18 protein-coding genes are annotated in these 20,067 nt (G+C 62.6%); 14 read left to right on the forward strand and 4 right to left on the reverse strand.

The features are described 5' to 3' along the window. Positions 1 to 35 precede the first annotated feature (35 nt). Together CJEIK_RS00605 and CJEIK_RS00610 are read right to left on the reverse strand one after the other, a co-directional pair. Entirely contained in the window at positions 36 to 770 is a 735-nt protein-coding gene (locus tag CJEIK_RS00605) for a CPBP family intramembrane glutamic endopeptidase (protein WP_005297285.1), read from the reverse strand. Further along, on the reverse strand, positions 760 to 2,145 hold the full coding sequence (locus tag CJEIK_RS00610) for an amidase family protein (protein WP_005297283.1): 1,386 nt from the start codon (positions 2,143 to 2,145) through the stop codon (positions 760 to 762). Before CJEIK_RS00610 ends, CJEIK_RS00605 begins: the two co-directional genes overlap by 11 nt. A 135-nt stretch (positions 2,146 to 2,280) precedes the next feature. On the opposite strand from CJEIK_RS00610, the gene pheA reads away from it, so the two are divergent. Together pheA and CJEIK_RS00620 are read left to right on the forward strand one after the other, a co-directional pair. Further along, positions 2,281 to 3,291, forward strand: coding sequence for a prephenate dehydratase (gene pheA / locus CJEIK_RS00615; RefSeq protein WP_005297280.1), 1,011 nt, complete (start codon positions 2,281 to 2,283; stop codon positions 3,289 to 3,291). A gap of 3 nt (positions 3,292 to 3,294) precedes the next feature. After that, on the forward strand, positions 3,295 to 4,119 hold the full coding sequence (locus CJEIK_RS00620; protein ID WP_005297278.1) for a histidine phosphatase family protein: 825 nt from the start codon (positions 3,295 to 3,297) through the stop codon (positions 4,117 to 4,119). Here CJEIK_RS00620 and CJEIK_RS00625 read toward each other — a convergent pair. Together CJEIK_RS00625 and CJEIK_RS00630 are read right to left on the reverse strand one after the other, a co-directional pair. After that, positions 4,116 to 4,466 (reverse strand): metallopeptidase family protein, encoded by a 351-nt coding sequence (locus tag CJEIK_RS00625; RefSeq protein WP_005297277.1) that lies wholly within the window; start codon positions 4,464 to 4,466, stop codon positions 4,116 to 4,118. The two genes, CJEIK_RS00620 and CJEIK_RS00625, sit on opposite strands and share 4 nt — an antisense overlap. Positions 4,467 to 4,479: 13 nt before the next feature. Beyond that, a complete protein-coding gene (locus tag CJEIK_RS00630) occupies positions 4,480 to 5,571 on the reverse strand; it encodes a septum formation family protein (RefSeq protein ID WP_005297275.1) in 1,092 nt (363 codons plus the stop codon). A 184-nt stretch (positions 5,572 to 5,755) separates the two neighbouring features. Here CJEIK_RS00630 and serS point away from each other — a divergent pair, with 184 nt between their 5' ends. The 12 genes from serS to CJEIK_RS00690 all read left to right on the forward strand — a co-directional run bounded on the left by serS (position 5,756) and on the right by CJEIK_RS00690 (position 20,008). After that, a complete protein-coding gene (gene serS / locus CJEIK_RS00635; protein ID WP_005297271.1) occupies positions 5,756 to 7,030 on the forward strand; it encodes a serine--tRNA ligase in 1,275 nt (424 codons plus the stop codon). 104 nt (positions 7,031 to 7,134) lie between these two features. Continuing rightward, positions 7,135 to 8,085, forward strand: coding sequence for a lysophospholipid acyltransferase family protein (locus CJEIK_RS00640; protein ID WP_005297268.1), 951 nt, complete (start codon positions 7,135 to 7,137; stop codon positions 8,083 to 8,085). Between the two features lie 9 nt (positions 8,086 to 8,094). Continuing rightward, positions 8,095 to 8,913 (forward strand): HAD family hydrolase, encoded by an 819-nt coding sequence (locus CJEIK_RS00645; RefSeq protein WP_005297266.1) that lies wholly within the window; start codon positions 8,095 to 8,097, stop codon positions 8,911 to 8,913. 6 nt (positions 8,914 to 8,919) lie between these two features. After that, a complete protein-coding gene (locus CJEIK_RS00650; protein WP_005297264.1) occupies positions 8,920 to 9,381 on the forward strand; it encodes a TIGR02611 family protein in 462 nt (153 codons plus the stop codon). A gap of 76 nt (positions 9,382 to 9,457) precedes the next feature. Beyond that, entirely contained in the window at positions 9,458 to 10,675 is a 1,218-nt protein-coding gene (gene glf / locus CJEIK_RS00655) for a UDP-galactopyranose mutase (protein ID WP_005297262.1), read from the forward strand. A 45-nt stretch (positions 10,676 to 10,720) separates the two neighbouring features. Beyond that, complete coding sequence (locus tag CJEIK_RS00660) at positions 10,721 to 11,659, forward strand: EamA family transporter (RefSeq protein ID WP_248623879.1); 939 nt, start codon at positions 10,721 to 10,723, stop codon at positions 11,657 to 11,659. A gap of 114 nt (positions 11,660 to 11,773) precedes the next feature. Next, positions 11,774 to 13,837, forward strand: a complete 2,064-nt coding sequence (locus tag CJEIK_RS00665) for a glycosyltransferase (protein ID WP_034965465.1) — start codon at positions 11,774 to 11,776, stop codon at positions 13,835 to 13,837. Positions 13,838 to 13,914: 77 nt separating this feature from the next. Then, positions 13,915 to 14,517: a phosphatase PAP2 family protein gene (locus tag CJEIK_RS00670; RefSeq protein WP_005297253.1), complete on the forward strand. Its 603-nt coding sequence runs from the start codon at positions 13,915 to 13,917 to the stop codon at positions 14,515 to 14,517. Beyond that, a complete protein-coding gene (locus CJEIK_RS00675; RefSeq protein ID WP_005297252.1) occupies positions 14,514 to 15,542 on the forward strand; it encodes a decaprenyl-phosphate phosphoribosyltransferase in 1,029 nt (342 codons plus the stop codon). The genes CJEIK_RS00670 and CJEIK_RS00675 overlap by 4 nt, the downstream gene beginning before the upstream one ends. A 334-nt stretch (positions 15,543 to 15,876) precedes the next feature. Then, complete coding sequence (locus CJEIK_RS00680; RefSeq protein WP_005297249.1) at positions 15,877 to 16,890, forward strand: alpha/beta hydrolase; 1,014 nt, start codon at positions 15,877 to 15,879, stop codon at positions 16,888 to 16,890. A 557-nt stretch (positions 16,891 to 17,447) separates the two neighbouring features. Next, complete coding sequence (locus CJEIK_RS00685; protein WP_370510486.1) at positions 17,448 to 19,409, forward strand: alpha/beta hydrolase-fold protein; 1,962 nt, start codon at positions 17,448 to 17,450, stop codon at positions 19,407 to 19,409. Between the two features lie 2 nt (positions 19,410 to 19,411). After that, a complete protein-coding gene (locus tag CJEIK_RS00690; RefSeq protein ID WP_005297244.1) occupies positions 19,412 to 20,008 on the forward strand; it encodes a DUF732 domain-containing protein in 597 nt (198 codons plus the stop codon). Positions 20,009 to 20,067 lie beyond the last annotated feature (59 nt).

The following is a 20,067-nucleotide window of genomic DNA, read 5'->3' on the forward strand; positions in this document are numbered from 1 at the left end:
GACAGCACTCGTGTCAATGCAGTGGCAAAGCAGTACTAGAACAGCACGGCGTAGCCGACGAAAGCGAAGGTATCGATCAGGCCGTGGCCGATCACGAGGGGCCAGATCCGCCCGGTTCGCTTGAAGTACCACAGGTAGATAACCCCCATGATGATGTTGCCCAGCCCGGCGGAATACCCCTGGTAGAGGTGGTAACTACCGCGAAGCAGAGAGCTGGCGGCGAACACCCAAGCCCAGCTAATACGCAGCTGCCGCAAGCGGGTGCTGAGCCAAGCCACGACAACCAATTCCTCAGCGAATCCATTGGCCCAGGAGTTCACTATCAGCAACGGGATCCGCCACCAGGATTCGTCCAAGCCCGTTGGCACTACCTGCTTCGAAAGCCCTAAATGTACCGCGCCGAAGTAAAACGCCAGCCCCGGCAGCCCGATAATCGCGGCCAGCCCTGCCCCATGCAGCCAATCACGGCTTCGCAGTCGCCAAGTGTGCACCAACGCCGGAGTGGGCAAGTGTCGCAACAGCAGGAATATCGCCAATCCGCCCCAGGCGAAAAGCACGCCGCTGGAGAGCAGTTGCAGTAGCGGATCCAACCACGGCAGCACCGATTGTGTTTGGTTGAGCGTGGCCTTCTGCTCATTGAGCGCCTCCGGGCTAACGGTTGCCTCCACCAGTCGGGCGATGGCGCGTAACCCAGAGGTGCCGAAGGTGATGCTCAGGACGAGCAGCAACTCCCACCGCAGTGCTGTGCGGTTATCGGCGCTAGTGCTCATGGCTGTGGTTGTGGCTGTGGTTGTGACTGTGGCTGTTGTCGGGTTTGGAACGAAAATCCAAGGCTTCGATATCGCCCGGAACCGCAACGCTGAGATTTTCGACGGGCAGGCGCGAGGCGGCGTCCATAATAAAGGCGGCGAGGGAAAGCAGTGTCGCGGCGCTCGTGCGATTACCTACCGCGCCCAGCATCAGGGCGATCGGCCAGCGGCCGGGCACGCGCTCTGGGGCGACGAGCGGCAGCGTGACGGCCGCCCAGCCCGTCAGGTTCCACAGGGTGCCCCACGGGGTCCAGGCGGTTTGTGCCCAGAAGTTATCGGCGGGTTTGAGCTGCGAGAACGCACCGGGAGGTGGAGGTGCGCAGGCGAGCGTCGGTGTGGCGATCACGTCGAAATGCGGCCAAGCCCGTTGTGGGTCTAGCCCGACTATTTGTTGTTCTAATTGTTGACGCCGCCATTTCGGCACCTGGCGGCCTTCCTCCCGCAGCCATGAAGTGATGGGCGACAGCGTGCCCGGCAGGTCCGCGCAGCGGGAGGCAATGAGGTCGCGGAAGAGTTGGAAAGTGGCCGGCGAATAGGGGGCGGGCGCCTGGCTTACGGATTCTACGAGCGGGTGCGTGGTGGCCAGCGCCGTGGCCGCGGCAGTGGCGGCGGCAATCTCCGGGGAGACGACGCTGCGGGTGTGGAAGGGCTGGTTGGTGTAGCCGATGCGTAGAGGCTGTTGCGGTTGAGTGGGCTCCAGGTGCAGCGTGTCCGTATCCGGCGCGGGTAGACCGTAAGCGCGGGCGGTGGTGGGAAGGTCGGAAGCGATAAATCCCTGGGCGACCGGCGTAAAAGAGCCGAACCGATGGTTGTGGGCGGGCTTCAACGCCGCGAGGCCGCAGCACGCCGCAGGAATGCGTATTGAGCCGCCGCCGTCGGTGGCGTGGGCGATGTTCACCAGGCCGCGGGCGACGGCCGTGGCGGCCCCGCCGGAGGAACCGCCGACCATCATCGCGGAGTTCAACGGGTTGACGGGCTGGGGCATGCCGACGGGCTCGGTATAGGCGGTAGTACCGTACTCCGCGGAGGAAGACGCGCCGACAAGCGTGGCGCCGCTGACCAGCAGGCGGTGGGCGGCCGTGTCGTGGTAGTTAGCTACGAAGCTGTGGTGGACCGAACCCATCGTCGTCACCTCGCCCGCCACCTGCTGAAGATCCTTGATCAGCACCTCCTCGCCGCCGAGAGGAAGGTCCGGGTGACTGCGCAGGAAGTCGTAACTGTGGGGGTTGTCGTAGACGCGGGCGACGCCCAATTGTGCATTGCTTAGACCCGTATCGCGCCGGGCGCGGGCGAGGCGAGCAGCGAAAGTACTGGACTGGTCGGGCGTGCGGTTCATTGCCCCCAAGGATATACCTAGGGTGGAGCTGGGAGACGTCTTCTCCGGGAAACGCAGGGAAACTCAGGGAAACGCAGGGAATTGCGAGGAATCGGTGGTCGGGTTCTCCACTAGACTGGCTGCATGAGTGGTTGCATGAGTAAATCTTCTGGGCATGATGCCTCTGGACGCGTCGCATTCCTCGGCCCCGAAGGAACCTTCACCGAAGAGGCACTGAAGCAGTTCAAGCAGCTCGGCGCGGTGCCGGAGGAAGCCACCGAGATTCCCGTCACCTCCCCACGGATGGCGCTGGACATGGTGCGTGACGGCGAGGCCGACTACGCCTGCGTGGCGCTGGAAAGCTCCGTTGACGGGCCGGTCTCGCAAACGGAAGACGCTCTGACCTACGGCAAGCCACTGCAGATCTACCGCGAGGTACTAGTCCCAGTGGTGTTCTCCATCCTGGTGCGCCCCGGCACCAAGCTGGAGGACATCAAGACCTTGACCACTCACCCCGTGGCCGAGGCGCAAGTGCGAAACTGGGTGGCAGAGAACTTGCCGGACGCGACTTTCGTCCCCGCCTCCAGCAACGGTGCCGCCGCGGCAGCAGTGAAGGCCGGAGAGGCGGACGCTGCCGCAGCGCCGGCCCGTGCGGGGGAGATCCACCAGCTAGAGGCCTTGGCCGAGGGGGTTGCCGACGTCGCTGGTGCTCAGACCCGCTTCATCTTGGTCGGCAACCCTGGCAAACCCCCCGAGCGCTCGGGCAATGACCGCAGCGGAATGGTTCTCTGGCTGCCGAACGTGCCCTCCAGCCTGTTGGATGCGATCGCTGAACTGTCCACCCGCCAGGTGGACATGGCACGTATCGGCTCCCGCCCCCGCCGCACTGGGGAAAAGGGCGAGGGCGCGGCCAATGGTAACTACGTCTTCCACATTGGCATCGTCGGCCACATCGAGGATGCCGCCGTGGCCGAAGCTCTGGCTGGCCTGTACCGCCGCGCGGAGGATGTGCGCTTCCTGGGCAGCTGGCCCTCGGCGGAAGCTCTGCCGGTCGTGGAGCCCTCCATCACCCATCCACTGCATCGCCATGCGGACAGTGCCCCGCCGAACTACGCTGAATCCAGTAGATGGATTGAGGAACTCAAGAGCGGTCAGAGGGGTAGCTAGGCAATGGCACAATCGACACGTCTTTTCCTGGTCAGGCACGGCCAGACGACCTCCAACGCCATTCACGCCCTGGATACCGCGCTGCCAGGCGCCGACCTCACTGATCTGGGCTGGGAGCAGGCTGCCGAGGCCGGCCACTGGCTCTCCGAGCGTACCCAGCGCCTGAAGATCGCGTCCTCGTTTGCCGCCCGCGCACAGCAAACGGCCGTGGGGCTAGCCGGCGCCTTCGGCGGGGAGATCGTTCCTGCGGGCTTTTCCCGCGGGGAATCTTTAAATGACGCCACCGCCTCCGCCCGCGCGACCGATCACATTCAAGCAGCGCTGCAGCGGCTGCCGCGGGTCTCCGAGATTCCCGCCGGGCAGTACGAGATGAAAAACGACGAGGATGCACACGAGGCCTACCACTCCATCCTGGGCACCTGGATGCTCGGCCGAGTGGACAAGGCCGTTCCTGGAGGCCTGTCCGGCGCGGAGGTGCTGCGCGAGTACCTGGCTACGCTGCTGGTCGCGCTCGCCGAGAATGAAGTGGCCAACCGGGAGGCAGTGCAGAATGGAGCCGAACCCACCGATATTGCGCTGGTCAGCCATGGTGCCGTGATCCGTCTGGTCGCCCGCTTCCTGGGCGGGGTGGATCCGGAATGGGCATTCATGCACTACCTGGCCAACGGCAACGTCATTACCCTGCGAGTGCCAGACAACATTGCAGAGTTGGCTGATGTTGCAGCGGGCCGGCCTGGGGCGTCACAAAACAAGGCTGCGCGCTCCGGCGTGCTCGACAGTCTGGAGGGCTCCTTCGAAGTGCTGGGGTGGGGCGCGGCGACGCTCTAGCCCCAGCCGAGCTCGTGCAGGCGGTCGTCGTCGATGCCGAAGTGGTGGCCGAGCTCGTGGATGACGGTGATGGCGACCTGCTCGATTAGCTCTTCCTCGGTGTCGCAGATGTCCTCGAGGGCGTAGCGGTAGATCGTGATCTTGTCGGGTAGGGCAGAGGTGTACTCGGAGGTGCGTTCGGTTAGCGCGATTCCCTCGTAGAGTCCCAGGATGTCCGGGCTTTCGGGATTGTAATCCTCGGTGACGATGGCGACGTTGTTGACGTTATCCAGCAGCTCGCGGGGGATCCGCCGAAGACCGAGGTCAACGAGTTCTTCGAAGCGCTCGGGGGAAACGTCGATGGCCATGGGGAAAGTCTGCCTACGGTGCCGGGGCGGGGGTGGCGTTCGGGCTTTCGGCGGCCGGAGTACCGGCGTTGCCAGCATTGCCAGCATTGCTAGCACTGTCGGCATTGCCAGGCCTTGTATCTCGGCGTAGCGGATTGCGCTTCGGTGGGGTCTTCGGCGGGTTACCGTCGATGGTGAAGTTACTGCGTACATCGCCGGCGAGGGTGGCGAATCCACCACCGGGGCGACCGAAAGTCAAAGCACAGTTCACGGTGCGTGAGCCCGCATCCCAGGACTGGCGCTGCAGCGTGGTCCAGAACGGCGTGAGCGTGGAGTTGTATAGCGCATCGTCCCCGCCCAGGTAGTCTTGCGCGGCCTTGGTGCAGACCTTGTTCAGGAACTCGTTCTGCTTCTTCGCATCCGGCCAGGCACCGGGGAATTGTTCGCCGAGGTTTACCACGGAGGTCACCTGCCAGGCGTGCTTCTCCTCGCACGGAACTTCGTTGGTCAGATCGCCGTCCACCCGTACGCAACGGTCTTTCTCGAAGTAGCGCGACTGGTCCTGCTTAGCGGCGAAGCCAGTGGTCTCGGTGGTGCGGCCGGTAGCGTCCGGTACCATCACGCCGCACAGCATCGTGCGGTCGCCGTCGTTCCACGCGGACTGCGGGGGCAGGATCGGGGAGATGGAGTAGCGACCTTCGGGATCGAGCTTGCCCTCGAGGTACTGCATCGTCGGTCCGGTGCATAGCTCGTTGGTCAATTCTTCTTGACGCTTCAAGTCCGGTTGCTTGGCGGATGGGCCAAACTCACTGGTGGGGTATTGGCCGAGGTCTTCGCGAGAGCTGACTTCGAAGCGGTGGGGTTGTTCGCAATCCACGGTGGCGAAGTTGGAATTCACACCATCTTTGCCGGGATTCCAATTCACGCAGTCGCCATTGCTGGCCTGGGTGAACGTGGTGCTGTTCACGTGCTGCCCCTGCTTTTCATCAGCCGGTACCAGCGGGGTGCTGCCCTCGGGGGCGACAAAGGCGAACGCCGCAGCGCTGACGCCACCGCACAGGGCGGCGAACAGTGCGACGGTGATGCTGCGTGCTCGGCGGTGGGTTTTCGCTTCGCTGGTGGTCATGGGAGCTCGCTCTAAATCTGCTTTGGGGTTTTCGGCTGTATTTAACGGTATCTGACGGTAACTAACGGTATCTAACGGTTTTTGACGGTATTCGACCGTAATTGTGAAGCCAGTCTAGTAGGGGTTGTGCCATAGGGGGAACTGGGCAGACAACTACGCGGGCGAACCGGCTAAGCTAAACACCATGATTGATCTGAAGTTTCTGCGCGATAACCCCGATGTAGCCCGTGAATCCCAGCGCACTCGTGGGGAGGACCCGGCGCTGATCGACCAGCTGCTGGAAGCCGACTCTCAGCGCCGCGAGGCCATCAGCGCCGCCGATGCGGCTCGCGCGGATCAGAAGGCATTCTCCAAGGAGATGGGGCAGAAGATGCGCTCCGCTTCCGACGAAGAGAAGCTGGCTCTGCGCGAGGAGGGCAAGCAGAAGGCCGAGGCAGTCAAGAAGCTGGAGGAGGCTCAGTCCAGCGCCGAACAGGCCGTCCACGACCTGCAGATGCAGATCTCCAACATTGTGGAGGAAGGTGCGCCGGCCGGTGGCGAGGAAGACTTCGTCACCCTCGACGTGGTGGGCGAGCCGCCGCAGTTCGACTTCGAGCCGAAGGACCACCTCGAGTTGGGCGAATCCCTGGGGCTGATCGACATGAAGCGCGGCACGAAGGTTTCCGGCGCCCGCTTCTACTTCCTCACCGGCGATGGTGCGCTGCTGCAGCTGGGCATGCTGCAGTTGGCTGCCCAGAAGGCCGTGGAGCACGGCTTTAAGCTCATGATCCCGCCGGTACTGGTGCGCCCCGAGATCATGTCCGGCACCGGTTTCCTGGGTGCTCACGCAGATGAGATCTACCACCTGGAAGAAGACGACATGTATCTGGTCGGTACCTCCGAGGTCGCGCTGGCTGGTTACCACTCCGAGGAGATCATCGACCTCTCCAATGGTCCGCTGCGCTACGCCGGCTGGTCCTCCTGCTTCCGCCGCGAGGCCGGTTCTTATGGCAAGGACACCCGCGGCATCATCCGCGTCCACCAGTTCGACAAGGTGGAGATGTTCGTTTACTGCAAGCCCGAGGAAGCCACCGAGGTCCACCAGGAACTGCTGGCAATGGAGCGCGAAATGCTGGGGGCCATTGAGGTTCCTTACCGCGTGATCGACGTCGCCGGTGGCGACCTCGGTTCCTCGGCGGCCCGCAAGTTCGATACGGAGGCGTGGGTCCCGACTCAGCAGACCTACCGCGAGCTGACCAGTACCTCCAACTGCACCACCTTCCAGGGCCGTCGCCTGAAGACTCGCTACCGCGACGCTGATGGCAAGGCGCAGACCGCTGCCACTCTGAACGGCACCCTGGCAACTACCCGCTGGTTGGTGGCTATTTTGGAGAACCACCAGCAGGCCGACGGTTCTGTGGTTGTGCCGAAGGCGCTGCGTCCTTTCGTCGGTAAAGATATTCTGAAGCCCAGCAATTAGCTCAGCGAATCCGGCGCCTAAAGCGCCGACTCGGCCCAGTGCGCGACCCCCGCGTGCTGGTTGAGCCACAGTTTCCAAGGACTCAGGAGAGGTAACCGCCACCCATGTCGTTGCTCGATAGCTTCAGCTTCCCCGATGGCTACCAGCCCAAGACCACCGGCCACAAGGAAGCCAAGGAATTCCCCTACGGCTTCCCGACGATCGGCATCGCTAAGCTGTGGTTCCGCTACATGCAGCACCTGGATTGCGCGGTCTACGGCGCGGAAAACATCCCCGCAGACGGTCCGGCCATGATCGCCGTAAATCACACAGGCTACTGGGACTTCACCTACGGCGGCGTCCCGGCGCACGTGCGCGGTGGCCGCGTGGTTCGTTTCATGGCGAAGAAGGAGATCTTCGACGTCAAGGGCGTGGGCGCGCTCATGAGCTCCTACAACCACATCCCCGTCGACCGCGCGGACGGCCAGGCATCGGTGGACCAGGCCATCAAGCAGCTGAAGGCCGGCGACCTGGTGGGCATCTTCCCGGAGGCCACGATCTCTCGATCCTTCGAGATCAAGGAGTTCCGCCAGGGCGCCGCGCGTATTGCCCACCAGGCTGGCGTGCCGCTGATCCCGCTGACCATTTGGGGTTCCCAGCGCGTGTGGACGAAGGGGCGCAAGCCGATTTGGCGCCCGAAGGAAACCCAGCTGGTGATCACCGTCGGCAAGCCTGTCGAGGTCACGGAAGATGCACAGGCCACCACCGAGCGGCTGCACCAGACCATGGTTGAGCAGATGGACCTGACCCGCCAGCGTTGGGAAGAGCGCTTCGGCCCCATGCCCAAGGGCGAATTCTGGGTGCCGGCCGCCCTCGGCGGAACCGCCCCGACGCTGGAGGAAGCCACCGTCCAGGACCGCGCCGATGCTGCGGCCCGCAAGGAAAAGCGCGCCCAGGAGAAGGCCGAGGCCGAGCTTCGCGCCGCCGCCGAGGCCCGCGAACGCGAGCAGGCCACTGGCATCAACAAGATCCTGGTGCCGCTGCGCCAGCGCATTAACCGACTGCGCAAAAAGTAGGCCCGAGCAATGCAGGATTCCCCGTTGCTGGTGGTCAGCGACGTTGACGGCACCCTGCTCAACAGCAGGGAGCGGGTCTCGCAGCGGATGCGTCGCGCGGTGAGTTCGATGCTGCGCCAGGGCACCGTCTTCACCATCGCCACAGGCCGCCCGCCGCGCTGGCTGATGCCCGTCTTCGAGCAGCTGCCTGTCCGGCCCGTCTGTGCCTGCGCCAACGGCGCCATTATTTATGACGCCGACCGGGATCAGATCGTGCACGCCGCGACCCTCGAGCCGGACCTCATCCGGGCGCTCATTGAGCAACTCAGCGAGTCCGTCCCTGGGGTGGGTTTCGCCGTCGAGCGCGCCGGGACCAGCGCCTTCGACCGCGCCGACGAGCTATTCTCCGTCTCGCCCGGTTACGACCACGCCTGGGATTCCACCGAGCATGCCGTCCAGTCCCTCGAAGAACTCGCCGCCAAGCCCGTGGTGAAGCTGCTGGTCCGGGACCCCAATCGAACCTCGGCCGAGCTCTTTGCCGCGGTGCGCCCTTTTATTGACGCCACCCAGGCGAAAGCCACCTACAGCTATGAAGGGGGTCTAGTAGAGGTCTCGGCGGCGGGAATCTCCAAGCGCTCCGCGCTGGAATGGATCGCCGAACAGGTCGGTGTGGATGCCGCACAGACCATTGCCTTCGGGGACATGCCCAATGACACGGAGATGCTTACCTGGGCGGGGCACGGCGTGGCGATGGGCAATGCCGAAGAATCGCTGAAAGAAGTCGCCGACGAAGTCACCCTGACGAATGACGAGGACGGCGTGGCCGCCGTCCTCGAGCGGTGGTTTTAGGTAGCCATGTCCAAGCTGAGCGAAAACGTACGTCGGAAGGTAGCCCAGCTGCAGGTGCGCCACGAGGGCTTGAAGAAGAAAAGCTACGGTTTCCTAGTTCGTCCGTTGACGTTGTTGGCGGGCTGGTTGTTTGTGGTTGGCGGCATTCTTATCATCCCCACGCCCGGGCCGGGCTGGTTCCTGCTGTTTTTCGGCATCGGCGTGCTGTCCTTCGAGATGGTCTGGCCCAACCGACTGTTGGATTGGGGGCTGCGGAAATACGACAGCTGCGAAGCCTTCTGGAAGCGGCAGGGGGCGACGACCAAGAGCCTTATCGGCCTGGGCTTTTTGGCGGGCTGTGCTGTGGTCTTCAGCGGCGTTTTCTGGGTGATGTGGAACACCGGAATGCTCGGCTTTGCGGAAGGTTGGTTGGGGGACTGGGTGGAGAAGCTGCCCGACTGGGCCGGGTTTAAAGAACCGCTTGCCTGAAATCGCAGTACCGGGCGGCACACCGAGGTGGCGTCATGACCGAAAAACAGTGAGTTAGCGCGGTAACCTGGCAGGCATGACTGAGCAGACACAGAGCGGACAGAACTACGACCTCATCGTTGTCGGCAGCGGCTTCTTCGGCCTCACCGTGGCCGAGCGTGCGGCAACCCAGGCCGGCAAGAACGTGCTGGTGGTGGAGAAGCGTTCCCACATCGGCGGTAACGCATACTCCGAGGCCGAGCCGGAGACGGGCATTGAGATCCACAAGTACGGTGCGCACCTGTTCCACACCTCCAACAAGCGCGTGTGGGATTACGTCAACCAGTTCACGGACTTCACCGACTATCAGCACCGCGTGTTTGCAATGCACAAGGGCACCGCCTACCAGTTCCCGATGGGCCTGGGGCTGATCAACCAGTTCTTCGGCAAGTACTACAGCCCGGACGAGGCTCGCCAGCTGATTAAGGACCAGACCGACGGGCTGGACCCGGCAGAGGCCAAGAACCTCGAGGAAAAGGGCATCGCCCTGATTGGCCGTCCGCTGTACGAGGCCTTCGTGCGCGACTACACCGCCAAGCAGTGGCAGACCGACCCGAAGGAACTGCCGGCCTCTAATATCTCCCGCCTGCCGGTGCGCTACACCTTCAACAACCGCTACTTCAACGACACCTACGAGGGCCTGCCGGTGGAGGGCTACACCGCGTGGCTGGAGAACATGGCTGCCGACGAGAAGATCGAGGTGCGCCTGGATACCGACTGGTTCGAGATTCGCGACGAGGTCCGCGCGGCCAACCCGGATGCGCCGGTTGTCTATACCGGCCCGCTGGATCGCTACTTTGACTACGCCGAAGGCCACTTGGGCTGGCGCACCCTCGACTTCGAAACCGAGGTGCTGAACACCGGCGACTTCCAGGGCACCCCAGTGATGAACTACAACGATGCCGAGTTCCCGTACACCCGCATCCACGAGTTCCGCCACTTCCACCCGGAGCGGGGCGACAAGTACCCGAAGGACAAGACGGTCATCATGAAGGAGTTCTCCCGCTTCGCGGAGGAGGGCGACGAGCCGTACTACCCGATCAACACCCCGGAGGACCGCGAGAAGCTGGAGGCCTACCGCAAGCTGGCGGCGGCGGAGGCTACGGAGAACAAGGTGCTGTTCGGCGGGCGCCTGGGCACCTACCAGTACCTGGACATGCACATGGCCATCGGCGCGGCGCTGTCGATGTACGACAACAAGCTGGCGCCGTACTTCGAGTCGAGCGAGCCGCTGGAGCAGGCGCGCGGGCACTAAATCCCGGTTGCATCAGCCAAAGGAAGCTGCACTAAAATCGCACGAGTGTTGCGTGAGAAAACCCAAACAAAGGCAGCTCAGCAAGAGCCATCGCCGCGGCGAGTGAGCAAGTTCCTCGCCCTGCCAGTGGCGCCGGTCCTCCTGGTCCTCGTTGGCTCAATTGGTACCCAAACCGCGGCGGTGCTGGTCACGGACATGCTTTCTACGGTTGGCGCGCCGGGTGTATCGGGCCTGCGCATGACCGCCGCCGCCATCATCATGGTGGTCATCTTCCGCCCGAAGCTGTCCGGAATGACGCGCGCCCGCGCCCTCAACATCGTCGTTTACGGCATCGCCATAGGCATGATGAACATGATGGTTTACGCAGCCATCGCCCGCCTGCCCCAGGGCGTCGCCGTCACCATAGATTTCCTCGGCCCTTGCGTCGTGTCTTTTCTAGGACTGACCATGTGGCGCTCCCGCCTGTGGGCCATCGCCGCGTTTGTCGGCGTTGCTCTTATCGCGCAGCCTTCCAATGACCTGGACATTGTCGGTATTGGATTCGGCGCAGTCGGCGCGATCTTCTTTGGCGCATACACGTTGTTTGCCGCCCGTGTTGGGAAGACCGAGGGTGGTGGCATGCCGGATCTGGCGCTGTCCGTGGTTGTCGCCGCGATAGTACTCGCGCCGTTCTCTGTCCCGGCGGTGCCGCATGTTGACGCCACGATGTGGGGCATCATCGTCATCTCTGGCTTTATCGGCGCCGTTGTGCCCTATGTAGTGGATACCATCGCCGCCGGAATTGTCTCGGCCGCGGTCGTCGGCACGCTCTTTGCTCTGGACCCGGTGATAGGAGCGATTTTGGGCTGGGCTTTTTCCGGCGATCAGCTCACTTGGTCCATGGTGGTGGGCATCGTCCTGATCGCGACAGCTGGCGCCATTATTACGTGGCGTGGAGCCCAGGAATCTCGGGAGTTAGATTCGTTGTCCGAAGTAGAGGCCTAGCTAACTCGGGCTGAACTGGGGCTGTGTCGCACAAGCTCTTATGACGGGCTTTCATGGATAATCGGATATATTCCAATGTCTTTTAATGCCTATGCGGAGGTTTGTGTTCAGCATATGAACGCTCAGCCAGTGAAAGCCAGTACCAACGATGGGTTTGATGCCACCCGCTTGGCGCGCATCTTGCTGCCGAAGCGTGGCGAACCACGTAACGTGCGCTCCCTGTATTTCGTAGAGAACGAGGCCACCACCCCCGGCCGCGTTAACGCCGTCTCCCGTACCGAAGCGGTCCTGCCAGCGGGCAGTGAGACTTCCTTCGAGACTTACTTCAACGCCTTCCCCGCCTCCTACTGGCGCCGCTGGTCCCAGCTGGACGAGGTCAAGCTACGCATCGAAATTACAGGTGAGGCTCGCGTAGACCTGTACCGTTCCAAGTACGACGGCTCCCGCATCGGCATCGAGGGAGCCCAGATCGAAACAGATGAGAACGGCCACGGCATCGCCGAATTCATCATCTCCCTGGCCCCGTTCGAAGATGGTGGCTGGATCTGGTTCGACCTGACCTGTGAGAAGGAAACCCGCCTGCATTCCGCGGGTTGGTACGCCACCGTCGAGGCCGGCGAGCAGACCTTCGGGGGCGAGACGCTGCCGGCTGCTGAACCGAGCGTCACCATCGGCATTCCGACATTCAACCGCCCGACTGACGCGGTCGCTGCACTTCACGCACTCGCCTCCGACCCCGAGGTAGACGGCCGCATCGAGGCCCTCATCATGCCTGACCAGGGCGACAAGCACCCCGCCGACGAGCCTGACTTCGATGAAGTCGCGGAGCACTTCGGCGATCGCCTGCGCATCGTGCAGCAGGGCAACCTGGGCGGATCCGGCGGCTACTCCCGCATCATGTACGAGGCTCGTCACCCAGAGCGCGGCACCACCAGCCCCTACATCCTGTACATGGACGATGACATCGCCATCGAGCCCGATAGCGTGCTTCGCGCCCTGGCGGCCGCCCGCTACGCGAAGTCCCCGATGCTGATCGGCGGCCAGATGCTGGACCTGCAGGAGCGCAGCTTCCTGCACAGCATGGGCGAAGTTGTCCACCGCGACGTGTTTATGTGGGGTGGGGCACCGCACACCCACTACACCCACGACTTCTACCGCCACCCGTTGCGCGACCTGGGCGACGGCACTGCTCACAACGCGGCAGGCCAGCCGATCGCGCCGGTGGCCCGGGACGTGATCAACAAGGGTTACGGCACCCCGAACAACTCGGAGAACTCCAAGGACCTGCACCGCCGCATCGACGTTGACTACAACGGTTGGTGGATGTGCCTGATCCCACGCTATGTCGCTGATCGCATCGGCCAGCCCCTGCCGCTGTTTATTAAGTGGGATGACGCCGAATATGGCCTGCGTGCAAAGGACGCTGGCTTCCCCACGGCCTCCTGGCCGGGCATCGCGATTTGGCACATGGCCTGGGCAAACAAGGACGATGCCATCGACTGGCAGTCCTACTTCCACATTCGCAACCGACTGATCGTGGCAGCCATGCAAATGGAAGGATCCCCGCGCGGGCTGCTGGTCTCGCTGGCCAAGCTAGCGACAAAGCACCTCCTATGCCTGGAGTACTCCACCGTTGCCCTGCACATCGAGGCAATGAAGGACTTCCTGGCTGGCCCGGACCAGCTTTTCGACATCCTGGATACCTCCCTGCCGCGCATCGCGAAGCTGCGTAAGAACTACTCCGACGCAGTCGTAGTCCCATCCGCTACCGACCTGCCCCCAGCGACAGGTGGCCCGGCAGACCTCACGCGTATCCCGCTGAGCAAGAAGGCCAAGATTGTCACGCTTGCTAAGGCCCTGTTGCACAACGCCAAGCCTGCCGACGCCCGCCACCACCACGCACCGCAGGTGAACCTCCCGCCCGTCGAGGCCCGTTGGTTCAGCCTCTCCCGCGTCGACGGTGCGACCGTGACCACCGCCGATGGCAAGGGCGTGTTCTACCGCAAGCGTGACCGGGGCCAGATGCTGGCGCTGGCGAAGGAATACGCGCGCCTGGAAAAGCAGGTCTACGACCGTTTCGACGAGCTGCGCAACGCCTACCGTGCAGCCCACCCGCACCTGACCAGCCAGGAAGGCTGGGCGCAGATTTTCGAGCCCGAGAGCGTGGAAAACAAGTAGCGAGCCGGCGTTAGCTGCACCGAACCCAAGCCAGACTGAGACCAAGCCAGACCGAAGTTAAGGACAACGCAGAAACTATGAGCGCCACACGCATAAGCGGCGATCCGCTGGGTGAATCCGACCTGCTGGTCGCGCTGCAAAAGCAGTTGACCGATAAGCCGGGTGTGTTGCCCACTGCACGGGGCATGAGCCACTTCGGCGAGCATGCCCTCGGCTGGATGGGATCCGCTGCCCTGGGCTATGGCCTCGCCACCGCGAAGGGCAAGCCCGCCGACGGGCCGGAACGCCGTGGTTGGCTGTCCGTCGGTGTCAGCGCCTTCCTGGCACACGCTGCCAGTGTGGTGCTTAAGCGCATCATCCGTCGCCCTCGCCCGCACGATCCGCGCATTAAGATCGGCGTGGGGACTCCCTCGAAGCTCAGCTTCCCGTCTTCACACGCAACCAGCTCCACTGCCGCCCTTGTGGCCTTTACCCAGTCGGTGAACAACCGCACCGGGGCGTTGCCTCTGGTGGGCATCCCGGCGATGGCGCTGTCGCGCATGGTTTTGGGCGTACACTATCCCTCTGATGTCGCCCTCGGAAGCTGCATCGGCGCTGCCACGGCCATCGCCGTGCGCAAGGTTGTCGATGGGGGACGTGGGGGCGTCACAAAGAAGAACAGTGAGGAGAAAAGTCAGTGAGCGAACAGCGTAGCAACGGCCGACCGGAGCCGTTGATCGGCGCGGAGCCGCACACTTCCGGGTTGGAAGATCCCAACCAGGCGACCAGCACCGCCACCGAAACGAAGAAGCTGCGCCCACCGCGCAACCTGCCGGAGGCGATGATTAAGGCGCTGCGACCGAAGCAGTGGGTCAAGAATGTGCTGGTCATCGCAGCTCCCGCGGCGGCTGGTGGAGAGATGCTGTTCCACAGTCGCGTGCTGCTGGATGTGCTGATCGCATTTATTGCCTTCTGCCTGGCGGCCAGCTCCATCTACCTGATTAACGATGCTCGCGACGTTGAGGCTGACCGTGCGCACCCGACTAAGCGCTTCCGCCCGATCGCGGCGGGCGTGCTGCCGGTGGGGTTGGCGTATGCGATGTCCGTGGTGCTGATTATTGCGGCAATCGGTGGCTCACTGCTGGCTTCGTCGGGCACGAACCTGGCTATCGTCGTGGCCGTGTACATCGCACTGCAGCTGGGCTACTGCTTCGGCTGGAAGCACCAGCCGGTGATCGACATCGCGCTGGTGAGCTCCGGTTTCATGCTGCGCGCGATGGCGGGCGGTGTGGCTGCTTCGATCCTCCTTTCGCAGTGGTTCCTGTTGGTCGCGGCGTTCGGTTCGCTGTTCATGGCGGCGGGTAAGCGCTACGCGGAGCTGAAGCTTTCGCTGCGTTCGGGCGCGAAGATCCGCAAGTCTCTGGAGAGCTACACCCCGACCTACCTGCGCTTTGTGTGGACCCTGGCTGCCACCGCTGTGGTGCTGAGCTACGCACTGTGGGGCTTTGGCCTGGCGCAGACGGTCGAGTCCGGTGTGGCCGCCGTGTGGTACCAGGTCTCTATGGTGCCGTTCACCATCGCGATTCTGCGATATGCCGCGGACGTTGACCGTGGTGAGGGTGGCGCGCCTGACGAGATCGCCCTCGAGGATCGCACCCTGCAGCTGCTGGCGCTGGCCTGGCTGTTCTGTGTGGCGATGGCGGTCTACATCGTTCCGCTGTTCTAGTTTCCCTGTTCTAGGTCTAGTTTTCTGTTCTTTCTTTGTGACGCCGACTTCTCCTATTTGGGGGAGTCGGCGTTCTTAGCTTTTAGGGCTTTGTTGGGTTCCTAGCGTGCTAATGGTGGGGTTGCAGTGACACAAGTGGGGCAGGAGGGAGATGTGATTAGGCGACTCTAAGGATGTGCTGAGAATGATCTAGGGATGTAGCGTTTAGGGAAAGCGATTCGTTCATTACGTTGAGTGCGATCGTAAAGATTTGGTAACGTACACGCATCCTGTGTTTCGAGGCGCGTCTTCGGGACGCCTCTTGTCATATACGTTTCAAGACATTTAGGACTACATGAACACGACTATGAAGACCAAGGGTCTGGGCTCCAAGCTCACCGCTTTCCTGGTTGCAGTCGCTACTGCGCTGGGCATGGCTGTTGTCACTGCACCCACTGCTTCTGCTGACAACCGTGGCCACCTGCGTCCGGGCTGCCACTGGAGCAAGCACAAGTACTACCTGCAGAACTGCTGGGTCTACTCCCCGGCAATGGGGCAGAAGATCCAGGTGCAGATCAAGCCATCTTCCCGTGGTGGTAACGCTGGCGTCTACATGCTGGACGGCCTGCGTGCACGCCAGGACTGGAACGCATGGGTCTGGTCGGGCAACGCTGTAAAGAAGTTCGTTAACGACGACGTGACCCTGGTCATGCCGGTCGGCGGGCAGGCTCAGTTCTACACGGACTGGATGGGCCCGTACGGCGGTAAGGGTGGCCCGAAGAAGCCGCGTTGGGAGACCTTCCTGACCCGCGAGCTGCCGGGCTACCTGCAGCGCAACTTCGGCGTGAGCCCGACCCGCAACTCCATTGTTGGTCTTTCTATGGGCGGTACTGCCGCAATGAACCTGGCTGCGTGGCACCGCAACCAGTTCAAGCAGGCAACCTCCCTGTCCGGTTACCTGAACCCGACCTGGCCGGGCATGTACGCCGGAATCCAGTACGCGATGTCTGACGCGGACCGGGGTGCAAACATCTGGGACATGTGGGGTAGCCCGGTTGACCCGCGTCGCTTCCGCAACGACCCGACCGTACAGGCTGGCCGATTCAACGGTATGCCTCTGTACCTGGCCGCCTCTGGCGGCGTCCCGTCTCGCGGCGAGAAGTTCCTGGATAATCCGCGAGGAGTTGCTGCTGGCATCGGCCTGGAGTGGATGGCGCGCACCTCCACTGCGAAGTTCGAGATGGCTGCCCGTGCAGCCGGAGCTCGACCTGTTGTGAGCTACCCGATCAACGGTCTGCACGCATGGCCGTACTGGGATGCGGAGCTGAACAAGGCTCGCCCGCACATCCTGCGTGCGCTGGGTGCTTAGCCTGAGATCGCTTTAGTTTTGAACTGGAGTCACTAAAGTCGCTAAAGCCACTAAAACCACTGCCTTGGCTCTTTGCCTAGGGCAGTGGTTTTTTGTGTGCTCAAGACGTGGTGCACTGCGCGAGGAGCTGTTGTGAACGAGGTTTGCGGTCGAGGTTGGTTGGGGGAGTGAGGCTCAAAAGCGAGTGGAGCTTAGGGGCGTCAATAAAAAAGAAGCTCAAGAGTCACATAAGTAACACTGGCAACATGGTAGGCTAACCCTCAAGTAAAACTTTAAATGTTCCGCGTGTTGTCCATGTGAAAGCGCTTTTGCTTGCCATAATTGCTCACGTGCTAGAAGCGCACCTGCGTTAAAAGCTCGGAAAGTTCAAAAGCTTTGAAAAGCTCGAGAAAATCCAGGTCGCGATAGACGTAAACGTAAATAGAGAATGGCTTGATGAAGCACCCGGTGGTGTTCGAAGCAGGAGGGGAACCTGTTTCGAACCAACCAGACCACAACGGCTAAACAGCAACCAAAGCTACACAACAACCAAAAAAGCAACAGAAAGAATGAAGACTATGCGCCTTGCAGCGAACCTCTCCCGTCGCACTCGCTCCGCCAGCAGCCCTCGCCGTAAGACCGCGGCGATCCTGGCTCTGCCGCTTTCCGTTGCGCTGGCAATGCCAATGATGCCGGCTGCCACCGCGCAGAGCTCCCTCGGTGGCAACATGGGCCCGGGGTCCGGCACCAGCTACCTGGATCCGGACAGTGTTCCGAAGCGCACCCCGCGCCAGGTCACCGAGCAGCACCTGGAAGGCCTGCCGGAGGGCGTGAGCGTGGATCGCGTCGAGTGGATCACTGAGCGCTGGGCTAATGTTTTCATCAACTCCGCCGCCATGCCGGGCAAGCCCATCAAGGTACAGATCCTGCTGGCCCGCGACTGGTACTCCCAGCCCGACCGCAAGTTCCCGACCGTGTGGGCTCTGGACGGCCTGCGTGCCCGCGAAGATGAGTCCGGCTGGACCCTGTCCACCAACATCGCCAACCAGTACGCAGACCGCAACGTGAACGTTATTCTGCCTGTCGGTGGCGAGTCCTCCTTCTACACGGACTGGCAGCAGCCGGAGAACGGTAAGCACTACAAGTGGGAGACCTTCCTGACCAAGGAGCTGCCATCCGTGCTGCGCGAGGGCTGGCGCGCCAACGAGGACCGCGCAATCACCGGCCTATCCATGGGCGGCACCGCCGCAATGAACCTAGCTGAGCGCTTCCCGGACATGTGGAAGTTCGTCGGTTCCTTCTCCGGTTACCTGGACACGACCTCCTACGGCATGCCGGAAGCCATCGCCTACGCCACGAACGACGGCAATGGCTACGACGCCAAGAAGATGTGGGGCGAATTCGGCTCTCAGGACTGGATTGACCACGATCCGAAGCTGGGTGTGGACGCGCTGAAGAAGATGACCGTCTACGTCTCTGCAGGTAACGGCAACGCTGGCAAGTATGACAAGCCAGGTACCATCCCTGGCATGCCCGCCAATATGGCCGGCTTCGGTCTGGAGGCCATGTCCCGCATGACCACCGAGACCTTCGTCAAGTACGCGAAGAAGGCCGGCGTTAAGCCGATCACCGCCTTCCGCCCCTCCGGTACCCACGACTGGCCATACTGGCAGTACGAGATGATCCAGGCATGGCCGCACATCGCAGACGCACTGGGCATCCCGGAAGCTGATCGCGGTGCGAAGTGCAAGATCGGTGGCGCCATCGCGGAGAACATGAAGAACGCCCCGGCTACGCTGGGTGCCTGCATCTCCAACGAGTACGACGCTAAGGACGGCGGCAAGGTGCAGGACTTCCGTGGTGGCCGTGCCTACTGGTCCCCGAAGACTGGAGCCCACTTCGTGTGGGGTCGCATCGGCGCCCACTATGCCTCTCTGAACGGTCCGGATTCCTGGCTGGGCTACCCGACCTCCGAGGAGCACGTCATCTCCAACGGTCGTGGTCGCTTCACCAGCTTTGAGAACGGCGGGATCTACTGGACCCACGAGACTGGCGCCCACGCTGTGCCGAAGGACTTCATGGATGAGTGGGGCAAGACCGGCTGGGAGAACGGCCCGCTGGGCTACCCGATCTCCGAGCTGGAGAAGGTCGGCGATAGTTACATGCAGAAGTACCAGAACGGCGTGATCATCCGCGACAAGGACAACAAGACCAACTACGTCCAGGGCAAGATCGCAGAGAAGTACCTGCAGCTGGGTGGCGTGACCTCTAAGCTGGGCAACCCGAAGAGTGGCGAGCTGGCCATCAAGGGCGGCCGCTTCACCGAGTTCGAGCACGGCAACATCTACTGGTCCCCGTCCACCGGCGCACACGTGATCTACTACGGAAACGTGTTCGATGAGTGGGGTAAGCGCGGCTGGGAGCAGGGCAAGCTCGGCTACCCGATCAGCGACCACGAGGACATCCCGGCGGGTGGAACCAAGATCAAGTTCCAGCACGGCGAGATCCGCGAGGTCAACGGACGCGTTGAGGTGCTCTAACTGTGGGCGTCACAAAGAATAGGCAGTTTCGTGCAGCCGCCGGTGCCGCGTGTGCGGCGTTGCTGTCGCTGGCCACGCTGACGGCGTGTGGCGGCGATGAGACGGTCGACAATTCGGCGGAGTCCACGACCGTGCCTTCGGTGACGGAGTCTGCGACTGAGACCGAGAAGTCCGACGATGCGAAGGACGGCAAGGACGGCGGAGACGACAAGGACGGAGAATCTGGCTCTTCGGAAGGTAGTGACGCCCCAGCTCCCGCCGGCGACCGTGGTGGCGAACCGGCAAGGGACGGTGCTGTGGATGAGGTGGACGACATTCCATCCGGCGCGCAACGCAGTGACCAGGATAAGGACTTCCTGAAGCGGCTGAAGGACGGCGGCATCGACCTAACGAAGGCTAATGATGCAGCGGAGATCGGTGGCCTGGAAGATCAGGTCATCGCGGCTGGTCACGCGCACTGCACCGCCGAGGGCGGCGGGCAGGCTGATGTGTACACCCCGTTGGCCGCAGGCCAGTTGGAGGCCAACGGCGTGATCGACGGTGATCCGAAGAAGGCCGAAGACGCCATCCGCGAAGCCGCGAAATCCGCGTATTGTTAGTGGTCACTCGTTTCCCATAACCAGGTTGTCCGCCATAGGTGGCGAGGGCAGCCTGGTTT

The organism is Corynebacterium jeikeium (assembly GCF_028609885.1).
Lineage (GTDB): Bacteria > Actinomycetota > Actinomycetes > Mycobacteriales > Mycobacteriaceae > Corynebacterium > Corynebacterium jeikeium.

Bases quoted from the DNA above. Each gene is read 5' to 3' on its own strand.
- CJEIK_RS00680 (WP_005297249.1), top strand. From the start codon at position 15,877: ATGAACACGACTATGAAGACCAAGGGTCTGGGCTCCAAGCTCACCGCT.
- CJEIK_RS00620 (WP_005297278.1), top strand. From the start codon at position 3,295: ATGGCACAATCGACACGTCTTTTCCTGGTCAGGCACGGCCAGACGACC.
- CJEIK_RS00645 (WP_005297266.1), top strand. From the start codon at position 8,095: ATGCAGGATTCCCCGTTGCTGGTGGTCAGCGACGTTGACGGCACCCTG.
- CJEIK_RS00610 (WP_005297283.1), bottom strand. From the start codon at position 2,145: ATGAACCGCACGCCCGACCAGTCCAGTACTTTCGCTGCTCGCCTCGCC.
- CJEIK_RS00665 (WP_034965465.1), top strand. From the start codon at position 11,774: ATGAACGCTCAGCCAGTGAAAGCCAGTACCAACGATGGGTTTGATGCC.
- CJEIK_RS00670 (WP_005297253.1), top strand. From the start codon at position 13,915: ATGAGCGCCACACGCATAAGCGGCGATCCGCTGGGTGAATCCGACCTG.
- CJEIK_RS00685 (WP_370510486.1), top strand. From the start codon at position 17,448: ATGCGCCTTGCAGCGAACCTCTCCCGTCGCACTCGCTCCGCCAGCAGC.
- glf (WP_005297262.1), top strand. From the start codon at position 9,458: ATGACTGAGCAGACACAGAGCGGACAGAACTACGACCTCATCGTTGTC.
- CJEIK_RS00640 (WP_005297268.1), top strand. From the start codon at position 7,135: ATGTCGTTGCTCGATAGCTTCAGCTTCCCCGATGGCTACCAGCCCAAG.
- CJEIK_RS00625 (WP_005297277.1), bottom strand. From the start codon at position 4,466: ATGGCCATCGACGTTTCCCCCGAGCGCTTCGAAGAACTCGTTGACCTC.
- CJEIK_RS00650 (WP_005297264.1), top strand. From the start codon at position 8,920: ATGTCCAAGCTGAGCGAAAACGTACGTCGGAAGGTAGCCCAGCTGCAG.
- pheA (WP_005297280.1), top strand. From the start codon at position 2,281: ATGAGTAAATCTTCTGGGCATGATGCCTCTGGACGCGTCGCATTCCTC.
- serS (WP_005297271.1), top strand. From the start codon at position 5,756: ATGATTGATCTGAAGTTTCTGCGCGATAACCCCGATGTAGCCCGTGAA.
- CJEIK_RS00605 (WP_005297285.1), bottom strand. From the start codon at position 770: ATGAGCACTAGCGCCGATAACCGCACAGCACTGCGGTGGGAGTTGCTG.
- CJEIK_RS00630 (WP_005297275.1), bottom strand. From the start codon at position 5,571: ATGACCACCAGCGAAGCGAAAACCCACCGCCGAGCACGCAGCATCACC.